The organism is Stenotrophomonas sp. Steno-C18 (assembly GCF_056393195.1).
Window position 1 is genome coordinate 186,297 of sequence record NZ_JBWJOX010000002.1, and the last position, 11,805, is coordinate 198,101.

At 68.0% G+C, this 11,805-nt stretch carries 14 protein-coding genes; 9 read left to right on the forward strand and 5 right to left on the reverse strand.

Annotation, left to right across the window (positions count from 1 at the left end):
• Positions 1-165 precede the first annotated feature (165 nt).
• The 3 genes from AC06FE_RS05420 to AC06FE_RS05430 are packed head-to-tail and all read right to left on the reverse strand — an operon-like array spanning position 166 to position 1,676.
• Entirely contained in the window at positions 166-657 is a 492-nt protein-coding gene (locus tag AC06FE_RS05420; protein ID WP_132863294.1) for a GNAT family N-acetyltransferase, read from the reverse strand.
• Between the two features lie 3 nt (positions 658-660).
• Positions 661-1,335, reverse strand: coding sequence for a ribulose-phosphate 3-epimerase (gene rpe, locus AC06FE_RS05425; protein WP_478072446.1), 675 nt, complete (start codon positions 1,333-1,335; stop codon positions 661-663).
• A gap of 11 nt (positions 1,336-1,346) precedes the next feature.
• Positions 1,347-1,676, reverse strand: coding sequence for a J domain-containing protein (locus AC06FE_RS05430; protein ID WP_132863290.1), 330 nt, complete (start codon positions 1,674-1,676; stop codon positions 1,347-1,349).
• Between the two features lie 149 nt (positions 1,677-1,825).
• Between AC06FE_RS05430 and AC06FE_RS05435 the strand changes: the two genes are divergently transcribed.
• Together AC06FE_RS05435 and AC06FE_RS05440 are read left to right on the forward strand one after the other, a co-directional pair.
• Positions 1,826-2,752, forward strand: a complete 927-nt coding sequence (locus tag AC06FE_RS05435) for a phosphoribosylaminoimidazolesuccinocarboxamide synthase (RefSeq protein ID WP_313252969.1) — start codon at positions 1,826-1,828, stop codon at positions 2,750-2,752.
• 85 nt (positions 2,753-2,837) lie between these two features.
• Positions 2,838-3,317, forward strand: a complete 480-nt coding sequence (locus tag AC06FE_RS05440; RefSeq protein ID WP_132863287.1) for an Mpo1 family 2-hydroxy fatty acid dioxygenase — start codon at positions 2,838-2,840, stop codon at positions 3,315-3,317.
• A 50-nt stretch (positions 3,318-3,367) separates the two neighbouring features.
• On the opposite strand, the gene AC06FE_RS05445 is transcribed toward AC06FE_RS05440, so the two are convergent.
• Entirely contained in the window at positions 3,368-4,285 is a 918-nt protein-coding gene (locus tag AC06FE_RS05445) for an NAD-dependent epimerase/dehydratase family protein (protein ID WP_478072447.1), read from the reverse strand.
• Between the two features lie 71 nt (positions 4,286-4,356).
• Here AC06FE_RS05445 and AC06FE_RS05450 point away from each other — a divergent pair, with 71 nt between their 5' ends.
• From AC06FE_RS05450 to AC06FE_RS05480, 7 genes are all read left to right on the forward strand, one after another.
• Entirely contained in the window at positions 4,357-5,277 is a 921-nt protein-coding gene (locus AC06FE_RS05450) for a universal stress protein (protein ID WP_192286842.1), read from the forward strand.
• 97 nt (positions 5,278-5,374) lie between these two features.
• Positions 5,375-8,203: a monovalent cation/H+ antiporter subunit A gene (locus AC06FE_RS05455; RefSeq protein ID WP_192286843.1), complete on the forward strand. Its 2,829-nt coding sequence runs from the start codon at positions 5,375-5,377 to the stop codon at positions 8,201-8,203.
• Positions 8,203-8,577 (forward strand): Na+/H+ antiporter subunit C, encoded by a 375-nt coding sequence (locus AC06FE_RS05460; protein WP_132863281.1) that lies wholly within the window; start codon positions 8,203-8,205, stop codon positions 8,575-8,577. The genes AC06FE_RS05455 and AC06FE_RS05460 overlap by 1 nt, the downstream gene beginning before the upstream one ends.
• Positions 8,574-10,121: a monovalent cation/H+ antiporter subunit D gene (locus AC06FE_RS05465; RefSeq protein ID WP_478072448.1), complete on the forward strand. Its 1,548-nt coding sequence runs from the start codon at positions 8,574-8,576 to the stop codon at positions 10,119-10,121. Before AC06FE_RS05460 ends, AC06FE_RS05465 begins: the two co-directional genes overlap by 4 nt.
• Entirely contained in the window at positions 10,118-10,624 is a 507-nt protein-coding gene (locus AC06FE_RS05470) for a Na+/H+ antiporter subunit E (RefSeq protein WP_132863277.1), read from the forward strand. The genes AC06FE_RS05465 and AC06FE_RS05470 overlap by 4 nt, the downstream gene beginning before the upstream one ends.
• 38 nt (positions 10,625-10,662) lie before the next feature.
• Positions 10,663-10,905, forward strand: coding sequence for a K+/H+ antiporter subunit F (locus tag AC06FE_RS05475; protein WP_263863709.1), 243 nt, complete (start codon positions 10,663-10,665; stop codon positions 10,903-10,905).
• Positions 10,902-11,228 (forward strand): Na+/H+ antiporter subunit G, encoded by a 327-nt coding sequence (locus AC06FE_RS05480; protein ID WP_132863274.1) that lies wholly within the window; start codon positions 10,902-10,904, stop codon positions 11,226-11,228. The genes AC06FE_RS05475 and AC06FE_RS05480 overlap by 4 nt, the downstream gene beginning before the upstream one ends.
• A gap of 119 nt (positions 11,229-11,347) precedes the next feature.
• Here the strand turns inward: AC06FE_RS05480 and AC06FE_RS05485 are convergent, their stop codons facing one another.
• Entirely contained in the window at positions 11,348-11,791 is a 444-nt protein-coding gene (locus AC06FE_RS05485; protein WP_192286845.1) for a hypothetical protein, read from the reverse strand.
• Between the last annotated feature and the right edge of the window lie 14 nt (positions 11,792-11,805).

Consider the following 11,805-nt stretch of genomic DNA (forward strand, 5'->3'; position numbering starts at 1 on the left):
CCATAGCAAGGACGACGGATGGAGGCAGGATCAGCCTCCGAATGAATTCCCCGGCCGCAGTGGCAGCACTGCGGCTTTCTTTTTGCCCCGCCCGGCAGCGCGCAGCCCTGCTGCGCCGGACATGGCCGGGAAGGCCGATGCCGCGCACGGCCCCGGCACTCTCCCTCATTCGGATTGGGCGAACTGTCGCAGGGCATCCCCCTGCAGGCGGTAGACCGTCCATTCGTCCTGCGGCAACGCGCCGGCGGCGCGGTAGAACGCGATGGCCGGCGTGTTCCAATCCAGCACCGACCATTCGAAGCGCCCGCAGCCCTGCGCCACCGCCAACCGCGCGATGTGCTTGAGCAGCGCCTTGCCGGCACCGCTGCCACGCTGCTCCGGGCTCACGTACAGGTCTTCCAGGTAGATGCCGTTGCGGCCCAGCCACGTGGAATAGTTGTAGAAGAACACCGCGTAGCCGATGGCCTGCCCGTCACGCTCGCACACCAGCGCCTGCGCCTTGGCGTCCGGCCCGAACAGGCTGGCGCGGATGCCCGCCTCGTCGGTCTGCACCGAGGATTCGGCTTTCTCGTAGATGGCCAGCTCGCGGATGAAATGCAGGATCAGGCCTGCGTCATCGGCGGTGGCCGGACGGATCTGCAAGCCGCGCGCAGCCATGGGTCAGCCCCGCGCCGCCGCGACGTTGCCGCGCATCTTCGCGATCACCTCGGCATAGTCCGGCGCATTGAAGATGGCCGAACCGGCAACGAAGGCATCGGCACCGGCGGCGGCGATCTGCCCGATGTTGTCGGCCTTCACGCCACCGTCCACTTCCAGCAGCACCGGCTTGCCGAGCTTGTCGATCATCGCGCGCACCGCGCGCAGCTTGTCCAGCGTGGACGGGATGAAGGCCTGGCCACCGAAGCCCGGGTTGACCGACATCAGCAGCACCAGGTCCAGCTCTTCCAGCACCCAGTCCAGCACTTCCACCGGGGTGGCCGGGTTCAGCACCAGGCCGGCCTTGCAGCCGTGCGACTTGATCAGCTGGATGGTGCGGTGCACGTGGCGGCTGGCTTCGGGGTGGAAGCTGATGATGCTGGCACCGGCCTCGGCGAAGTCCGGCACGATGCGGTCCACCGGCTCGACCATCAGGTGCACGTCGATGGGCGCGGTCACGCCATGCTTGCGCAGCGCCTGGCAGACCATCGGGCCGATGGTCAGGTTGGGCACGTAATGGTTGTCCATCACGTCGAAATGGACCCAGTCGGCGCCGGCGGCGATGACGTTGTCGACTTCCTCGCCCAGCTTGGCGAAGTTGGCCGACAGGATGGACGGGGCGATGATGCAGTTGGACATGGGAAAGCCTTTCAGCGCTTGCGCAGGGTTTTGATGCGGTCGTAGGCGGCGTTGATCTGCCGCGCCTTCTTTTCGGCCTGTTCGCGCAGTTCAGGCGCGGCGCCGGCCACTTTGTCGGGGTGGTACTGGGAGATCAGGCGGCGGTAGGCCAGGTCGATCTCGGCGTCGGTGGCGTCGCGGGTGACCCCCAGTTCACGGTACGGGAGATCCTTGCCCAGCTTGAACCAGTCACTGTCGAAGGCATGCCCCAGCAACAGGCCGATCACCGCGCCAAACAGCGGATTGGGCCTGAAAAGCAGGGCCCCGGCGATGAAACCAAGCAGTTTTCCGTACCAGCGCATGGGCGGGGTGGCGATTCAGGGCGGGCGGGCCCTGCATTTTATGCCACAGCGGCCCAATCCGGCTTTACACTAGGCCGCCCGCCGTCCTGCCGCGGGCCCCAAGGGTCCCTCCGTGCCGGCGGCTTCATAGCCAAGTCCCAGGAGTGCCCGTGCCAACCACGCTGTTGCAATCCGATCTTCCCGGCCTGCCCTTGCGCCATCGCGGCAAGGTGCGTGATGTGTTTGATATCCCGCGCGAACGCCTGCCTGCCGGCACTCCCCCGGGCGACTACCTGCTGATCGTGGCTACCGACCGCCTGTCCGCGTTCGACGTGGTGCTGCCCGACCCGATCCCGGGCAAGGGCGAGATGCTGTGCCAGGTATCCAACTTCTGGTTCGCCAAGACCGCCCACCTGATGCCCAACCACCTGACCGGCATCGACGTGGCCAGCGTGCTGCCCGAAGGCGTGGACCCGGCGCTGTACGCCAAGCGCGCGGTGGTGACCAAGAAGCTCAAGCCGGTCCCGGTGGAAGCCATCGCCCGCGGCTACCTGATCGGCAGTGGCTGGAAGGACTACCAGCGCACCGGCAAGATCAGCGGCATCCAGCTGCCCAACGGCCTGCAGCAGGCCGAGAAGCTGCCGGAGCCGATCTTCACCCCGTCCACCAAGGCCGCCGTCGGTGACCACGACGAGAACATCGACTTCGACGCGATGGTCAAGGCAGTCGGCGCGGACCTGGCCGAGAAGGTGCGTGACGCCACCCTGCGCATCTACAAGTTCGCCGCCGAGTACGCGGCCGAGCGCGGCATCCTGCTGGCCGACACCAAGTTCGAGTTCGGCACCGACGCCGACGGCCGCCTGTACATCATGGACGAGATGCTGACCCCGGATTCCTCGCGCTACTGGCCGGCCGACGAGTACCAGGTGGGCATCAGCCCGCCCAGCTACGACAAGCAGTTCGTCCGCGATTACCTGGAGACGCTGGACTGGGGCAAGACCGCGCCGGGCCCGACGCTGCCGGCCGAGGTGATCGGGCGTACCCGCGACAAATACGCCGAGGCACTGCAGAAGCTGGCCGGGATCCACCTCGACTGATCCCGCCCCGGGGGCGCGCCTGGGCAACCATGCGCGTCCGTAGGGAAGGCGCGCTATGCTCTGCCGGCCACATCCGGGAGGGAGTATGGACATGAGTACCGCGCGTCCGGTGGACCGCTATTTCGCCAGTTACTCCGGCGACCACCGCAATGAAACCAACCAGGCCATCCACGTGGTCGCGGTGCCGGCCATCCTGTGGTCGGTGATCGCCCTGCTGTGGTGCATCCCGCCGTTGATGCCCTGGTTCCAGCACGGGATCTGGGCCGCCCTGGCCATGTTCGGCACCTGGGCCTACTACAACCGCCTGTCCCGCCCGCTGGGCATCGGCATGCTGTTCCTGTTCTTCGTCAGCGGCTGCCTGTGCCGCCTGCTGGAAGACCGGCTGGGCATCCCGATGCTGCTGCGCATCGCCATCGGCGTGTTCGTGGTGGCGTGGATCGCACAGTTCATCGGCCACAAGATCGAGGGCCGCCGGCCCAGCTTCCTGACCGACCTGACCTACCTGCTGATCGGGCCGATCTGGGTGCTGGCCAAGCTGTTCCGCCAGTTCGGCTGGCGTTACTGATGCAAAGGGCCGGCATTGCCGGCCCTTTCAGTCCGGGGTGTTCACCCGCGCTACGGTGACGCCCCGACGGCGGGTGCGTCGGCCAGTCCAAGCATGGCCGCATCCACCATGAACGGACGCGGCGCATAGCCGAAATCACGCCGTGCCGGTGCGGTGTCGAACGCCAGCGGCTCCTGCATGCGGGCAAGCGCGGCCGCGTTCATGCCACGCAGGCGCCCGAACGCATGCGCCACGCGCAGCGCGAGGGCGAACAGCGGGGTCGGTATCCGCAGCAACCGTGCAGGCGGCTGCAGCGCAGCCAGCACACGGCGGACCATTTCCCCGTAGCCCAGTACTTCCCCGCCGCCCAGCGCATAGGCCTGGCCCGCGGTGGCCGGTTGTTCCAGCACCTGCATGGCCGCATCGGCCAGGTCCTGCACATGCACCGGCTGGCGCAGGCCATTGGCCGATGCCGGCAGCACGAACACACCGCTGCGGCGGGCCATCGCGGCGATGACGCTGAGCGTCTTGTCGCGCCCCGCACCGTAGACCAGCGTGGGGCGCAGCACCGTGGCGGCCACGCCACGCGTCTGCGCGGCGGCGAACAGCGTCGCTTCGGCCTCACGCAACCGGCGCGCCACGTCGCGCTCGGCCAGATCGGCCGAATCCTGCTTGACGTCGACGCTGGTCGAGCCGAATGCCACGACGCGTGCCGGCCCCAGATCCGAAGCCGCGTACCAGCGCGCGAAATGATCGAGCGGACCGCAGCTGAAAACCACATCGAAATCGCGGGCACCCTGCCAGTGGCTGGACAGATCGCCGCCAATCCATTCCAGGCCGGGCCGCGCCGGACGGGCGGTGCGCGAGACCGCGCTCACCTGCCAGCCCGCGCGGCGCAGGTTGTCCAGCAGGCGCTCGCCGATCTGACCGCTGCCGCCAAACACCAGCGCCTTGCGCTGTCCCTCATTGGTGCGAGTGCTATCTTCCATGCATCACAGGATAGGCGATCCGATGAGGCATCCTGACGTGCCCGGATGAAAGGAATCGCCGCGAGGACGCCATGACCGCCAGTTCCACCCCCACCGCCCTCCTGCTCGCCACCGACCTGAGCGCCCGCACCGACCGTGCACTGGCCCGTGCGCTGCAGCTGGCGCGGCAATGGAACGCACGGCTGGTGGTGGCGACCGTGTTGCCGGACGCAGCGACCACCGGCATCACCGGCGGGCTGCTCTCCTCGGCCCCGGCGGTCGACGACGGCCAGGCCCGGCAGCTGGCCGAACGTCGCCTGCAACGCCTGCTGGAAGGCGACGCCGATGACCTGCAGGTGGAGCTGCGCATCGGCCACGGCCACGTCGGTCGTGCACTGCTGCAGCTGGCCGCACAGGAGGACTGCGGCCTGATCATCACCGGCATCGCCCGTGATTCCCTGTTCGAGCAGCCCACGCTTGGCTCAACCGTGATGTGGCTGACCCGCCACAGCCGGCTGCCGGTGCTGATCGTGCATGACCGGGTACGCGGCCCTTACCGCCACCTCTCTGTGGCCTGCGATTTCTCCGACAGCGCCGCGCAGGCGGCTGGCTGCGCCCTGGAACTGTTCGATGTGCCATTGCAGTTGTCATTGGTGCATGCACTTGATGCCCCCGGCAGCCTGCTCCCCGGCGGCGACCGCGACACCCTGCAGGAACAGTCCGCCAGCGCCGCGCGCACGCAAGCGCAGGCCTTCCTGGCGCAATTGCGACCACGGCTGGGGCAAGCGCACGTGCACGCGGTCATCGAACCCGGTGAGCCGGCCCGCATCCTCGCCGACCACGCGCGGTCCGCCGGCACCGAACTGGTCATCGTGGCCACCCACGGCCGTGGCGCACTGTTCGACCTGCTGATCGGCAGCGTGGCGCGGCGCATCGTCGAAACACTGGAAACCGACACCCTGCTGGTGCGCGACCCGCGCTCGCTGGCGGTGGCCGCCGGGAACGACGACTGAGCGCGCCGAACCCGAACGGCTCGTTCATAAAAAGGTTCCGGGCGGAAAAAAGCGCCTGTTAGACTGGAAAACCTGCCCGTCACCCCTGCGCTTCCGCATGACGCCAGTCCTGTTGTGCCTTCTCCTGCTGCCCTTCCTGCTGGCGGCGGTCATCGCCCTGTATGCCCGCCTGTCACGGACCACCGCTGCCTGTCTTGCAGGTGCCGCGCCCGTGCTCGGGCTGGTGCTGCTGGGCAGCGTGACCCCTGCCGTGCTCGACGGCGAGGTCATCCGCAACAGCTGGCAATGGCTGCCGCAGATCGGGCTGGACTTCAGCCTGCGCCTGGACGGGCTGGCCTGGATGTTCGCCGGGCTGGTGCTGGGCATCGGCGCACTGGTGGTGCTGTACGCGCATTACTACCTCTCGCCCAGGGACAGCACGCGTCGCTTCTACAGCTACCTGCTGCTGTTCATGGGCGCGATGCTGGGCATGGTGCTGTCCGGCAACCTGCTGTTGCTGATGGTGTTCTGGGAGCTGACCAGCATCAGTTCATTCCTGTTGATCGGCTTCTGGTCGCACCGCAAGGACGCGCGCGAGGGCGCGCGCATGGCCTTGATCGTCACCGGCGGCGGTGGCCTGGCACTGTTGGCCGGCGTGCTGCTGATCGGCCGCATCGTCGGCAGCTTCGACCTGGACGTGGTGCTGGCCTCCGGCGACCTGATCCGCGCCAGCACGCTGTACCCGTGGGCACTGGTGCTGGTGTTGGCCGGCATCTTCACCAAGAGCGCGCAGTTCCCGTTCCAGTTCTGGCTGCCGCACGCGATGGCCGCGCCCACTCCGGTCTCGGCGTACCTGCACTCGGCCACGATGGTGAAGGCCGGCGTGTTCCTGCTGGCGCGCCTGCACCCGGCGCTGGCCGGCACCGAGCTGTTCTTCTACGTGGTCAGCGGCATTGGTGCGATCACCCTGCTGATCGGCGCCTGGAACGCGATCTTCCAGCATGACCTCAAGGGCCTGCTGGCGTACTCGACCATCTCGCACCTGGGCCTGATCACGCTGCTGTTCGGCCTGTCCACGCCGATGGCGGTGGTGGCCGGCGTGTTCCACATCCTCAACCACGCCACCTTCAAGGCCTCGCTGTTCATGGCCGCCGGCATCATCGACCACGAGACCGGCACCCGCGACATGCGCAAGCTGGGCGGGCTGCGCCGGTTGATGCCGATCACCAGCACGTTGGCGATCATCGCCTCGCTGGCGATGGCCGGTATCCCGCTGCTCAACGGCTTCCTGTCCAAGGAAATGCTGTTCGCCGAGGCACTGGCCACCGAGGGTCCGCACTGGATGCGCACGGCGATGAGCGCTGCCGCGCTGCTGGCCGGCATCCTCGGCGTGGCCTACAGCCTGCGCTTCGTGCACGACACCTTCTTCGGCAAGGGCCCGCTTGACCTGGACGTGGTCCCGCACGAGCCGCCGCGCTGGATGAAGGTGCCGGTGGAAGTGCTGGTGGTGATCTGCCTGGCGGTCGGCATCGCGCCGGCACTGACCGTGGCACCGGTGCTGCAGGCCGGCGCCAGCGCCATCCTCGGCCCGGCGATGCCCGCGTACAGCCTGTCGATCTGGCACGGCTTCAACCTGCCGCTGGCGATGAGCGCGATCGGCGTGGCCGGCGGCATCGCCCTGTACTTCGGCCTGCGCCGCTTCACCGACCTGTACGCCGCCGCCAACCGCCCCACCGGCAAGCTGCTGTTCCAGCGCAACCTGGACCTGTTGTTCGGCATCGCTCACCGCGTCACCGCCGCACTGGCCAACGGCAGCCTGCAACGCATGCTGATGGCGTTGGTGCTGGTGGCGGTGATCGTCGCCGCCGCACCGTTCATCGCCAGCCCGGCGATGCCGGCATGGCCGGCACCGCAGTCGATGCCGCTGCTGGGCTGGGTATTGTGGCTGGTGATGCTGGCCTGCGCGTTCGCCGGGCTGTTCCTGTTCCAGCAGCGCCTGCTGGCGGTGATCGTGATGGGCGGCACCGGGTTGATGGTGGCGCTGACCTTCGTGTTCCTGTCGGCACCGGACCTGGCCCTGACCCAGCTGATGGTGGAGATGGTCACGCTGGTGCTGATGCTGCTCGCCCTGAACTACCTGCCGGCGCAGTCGCCGCCGGAACGCTCGCGCTGGCGCAGGCGGCGTGATGCGCTGATCGCCATCGTCGCCGGTGGCGGCCTGGCCGCGCTGGCCTACTCGATGATGACGCTGCCGCCGAACACCATGGCCGGCGAGATGCTGGTGCGTTCGCTGCCCGAGGCCTACGGCCAGAACGTGGTCAACGTGATCCTGGTGGACTTCCGTGGCTTCGATACCTTCGGCGAGATCACCGTGTTCGGCATCGCCGCACTGGTGGTGCACGCGCTGCTGCGCCGCTCGCGGATGGCGCCGGAACAGATCATGCCCGGCCCGCCGATCAAGCTGCCGGTGCCGGCCGACCTGGCCCAGATCATGTTCCCGTTGACCCTGACGGTGTCCATCTTCCTGTTCCTGCGCGGCCACAACGCGCCCGGCGGTGGCTTCGTCGCCGGCCTGGTGCTGGCGGTGCCGCTGCTGATCCAGTACGTGATCCAGGGCACCGTGTCGGTGGAGTCGCGCTTCGGCTTCGACTACATCCGCTGCATCGGCCTGGGCCTGATGGTCGCCGTGCTCAGCGGCATGGCCTCGATGCTGTTCGGCGTGCCGTTCCTGACCAGTGGTCACCTGGACCTGCACCTGCCGTTGATCGGCGAGGTGCCGCTGGCCAGCGCGATGGGCTTTGACACCGGCGTGTACCTGGTGGTGTTCGGCGGGGTGATGCTGATCCTGTCGATGATGGGCACGATCAAGCCCTCGCGCACCCGCAACGCCCGCCACGGCGAAATCGATATCCACCGCCGTTCGGCACGCACCGGGGAGATGCACTGATGGAACTGGCCCTGGCAAGCGCGATCGGCGTGCTGGCCGCGATCGGCGTGTACCTGCTGCTGCGCGCACGCAGCTTCGACGTCATCCTCGGCATGACCTTCCTGTCGTATGCGACCAACCTGCTGATCTTCAGCGCCGGGCGGCTGGTCACCGGCAAGGCGCCGGTGCTCAAGGACGGGGTGAGCAGCGACCTTGCCCACTACACCGACCCGCTGCCGCAGGCGCTGGTGCTGACCGCCATCGTCATCGCCTTCGCGATGACCGCGGTGAGCATCGTGCTGGCCATGCGCAGCCGCAGTGACAACCACAGCGACCACGTCGACGCCCACGAGCCGGATCCGCCCACCGCGGGCAAGCCGGAGGCCGGCGCATGAACCACCTGGTGATCCTGCCGGTCCTGATCCCGCTGCTGGGCGCGGCGCTGTCGCTGTTCGTCGAACACCGCCGCTATGGCCCGAAGGTGCAGCGCAGCGTGGCGTGGGCCAGCATGACCGCGTTGGCGGTGTCGGTGGCGCTGCTGGTCGTGCAGACCGGTGAAGGCCGCATCACCGCCTACCTGCTGGGCGACTGGCCGGCCCGGCTGGGCGTGGCGCTGGTGGCCGACCGCCTGGCCGGCTGGATGCTCGGCACCACCCTGCTGCTGGCCATCGCCTGCCTGCTGTATGCCTGTACCGGCTGGGACCGGCGCGCACCGCACTTCCATGCGCTGTTCCAGTTCCAGCTGATGGGCCTGAACGGTGCATTCCTGACCGGCGACATCTTCAACCTGTTCGTGTTCTTCGAGGTGCTGCTGATCGCCTCGTACGGCCTGCTGCTGTCCGGCGGCCGTGGCCTGCGCCTGCGCATCGGCCTGCACTACGTGATGTTCAACATCGCCGCCTCCACGCTGTTCCTGATCGCGCTGGCGATGCTGTACGCCACGCTCGGCTCGCTGAACATGGCCGAGATCAGCCAGCGCATCGCCGGCCTGTCGCCGTCGCACCTGAAGCTGGCCAAGGCCGCGTTGGGCCTGTTGCTGCTGGTGTTCTGCTCCAAGGCCGCGCTGCTGCCGCTGTACCTGTGGCTGCCGGAGTCGTACTCGCGTGCACCGGCGGCGGTCGCGGCCCTGTTCGTGATCATGACCAAGGTCGGGCTGTACGCCGTGCTGCGGGTCAGCACGCTGTGGTTCGGCGCCGGTGCCGGCGCACTGGCCGGCTACGGCGGCGACTGGCTGCTGTGGGCCGGGCTGGCCACGCTGCTGCTGGCCGGCCTGGGCGCACTGGCCGCCACCCGCATGAGCGTGCTGGTGGCCTACCTGGTGGTGGTCTCGGCGGCAACGCTGTTCATCGCCTTCGCGCTGGGCAATACCGGCACGATCTCGGCCGGGCTGTATTACCTGCCACACAGCACCTTCACCGCCGCCGCGCTGTTCCTGGTGGTCGACCTGATCCGTCGTCGCCGCATCCGTGGCGGCCAGCCACGTGACGGCGAGCAGACCGTACTGCCGGGCAAGACCGTGCCGGGCCTGCTGTTCCTGGTCGGCGCGGTGGCCGTGGCCGGCCTGCCGCCACTGGCCGGCTTCCTGGCCAAGGCCGCGCTGCTGAGCGCCGTGCCGCAGGCCCATACCGGCGTGGTCTGGGCGGTGGTGCTGGGCAGCAGCCTGCTGGTGATCATGGGCCTGACCCGTACCGGCATCCGCCTGTTCTGGCACGTGCCCGGCGATGAGGACGATGCACCGGAACCCGAGCCGCAGCCCGCGCCCCCGGCGCGCCCCTACGAGACCACCGCGGCCTGCCTGCTGCTCGGCTACGTGGTGCTGATGAGCGTGTTCGCCGCGCCGCTGATGCGACAGACCGACGCCATCGCCACGCAATTGCTGTCGCCGGAGCAGTACCTCAACGACGTGCGCGGCACCACGCCACAGATGAGGCAGCCATGAGTACGCCCCGCCCCCTGCTGCGTCGCCTGTTCCCCTCGCCGGCACTGTCGCTGACGGTCACCGCCTTCTGGCTGCTGATGTCCGACAGCTTCAACCTGGGCCAACTGCTGCTGGGCATGCTGCTCGGGCTGGTGGTACCGCTGTTCGCCGCACGCCTGGACCGCGAGTTCGCCCGGCTGGGCACGCTGCGGCCGGTGCCCAAGCTGCTGTGCGTGGTGCTGTGGGACATCCTGGTGTCCAACATCCGCGTGGCCATGCAGGTGCTGGGCCCGGAGCAACGGCTCAAGCCTGGTTTCATCTGGGTGCCGCTGGACATCGCCAACATCCACGGCATCGCCGCGCTGACCAGCTTCATCACCCTCACCCCCGGCACCGTGTCGGCGGCGCTGTCCGATGACCGCCGTCACCTGCTGGTGCACGTGCTGCACCTGGACGATGCCGATGCGCTGATCGCCGAGATCAAGAGCCGCTATGAAGCACCGCTGATGGAGATCTTCCCGTGAACGGTTACCTGATATTCCAGACCACGCTGGTGGTGTGCATGCACGTGGTCGGCATCGCGATGCTGCTGGCGTTGTGGCGCCTGTTGCGCGGCCCCACCGTCCCGGACCGGATCCTGGCGCTGGACACGTTGTCGGTCACCGCCATCGCCGAGTTGATGCTGTTCGGCATCTACCTGGATTCGGCCATCTACTTCGAGGCCGCGCTGGTGATCGCGATGCTGGGCTTCTGCAGCACCGTGGTGTTGAGCAAGTACGTACTGCGCCGGGACATCGTCGAATGATCACTTTCCTGCAGATCGTCCTGTCCGCGCTGCTGGCCTTCGGCTGCTTCTTCATCCTGGTCGGCGCGCTGGGGCTGGTGCGCTTTTCCGACTTCTTCAAGCGCCTGCACGCGCCGACCAAAGCCAGCACGCTGGGCGTGGGCTGCGTGCTGGTGTGCTCGGTGGCGTACCACATCTTCCTCGGCGAGGACCCGCAACCGCGCGAGCTGCTGATCACCGTGTTCCTGTTCATCACCGCACCGATCAGCGCCCACCTGATGGCCAAGGCGGCGCTGTCGCTGATGATGGAAAGCCGCCCGGAGCCGCCGGGCGACAAGCCGTGACCGGCGCACTTCACCGGTAGCGCCGAGCAACGCTCGGCGGTAGCTCTCCCGGTCGTACCCCGGAGCAGCATGGCTGCGCTACCGGGAGTGTTCCCGCGCAGCGTGGCCGCGCACCCGGGTCAACGCAGCTGAACCTGTGCAGCATCACTGACCATGACCTGCGTCTGGTAGTAGTACTTGTCCATGACACGCCCCTCGTCGATGAAAACCACCTTCACCAGTCGTGCGCTGCCACGCACGAGGATCGGCCGGCCCAGCAGCGCTTGCCGGGGATCCCGTCCCAGCCTGTCCGCCAGCGCGGCCCTGGCAGCGGGCATGAGTTCCACGCTCAGGTTCCGCGGGTCCCGATAGTCCCGCTCGGAATTGAGGAACAACGAACCCCTGACATCCCCCGTGGCCCGCACGTTCAGCGCGAACACACCATCCACGCCACGTCCCAACCCTGCTGCAGCGGCCAACTGCACCGCCATTCCCGGGTCAATCCAGGCGGACGGAGCCCGCCCGCCGTGCACGCACCCTGCCAATACCGCCGACATCAACCCCAATATCAGAAACTTCCGCATCCTTGCCTCAATCC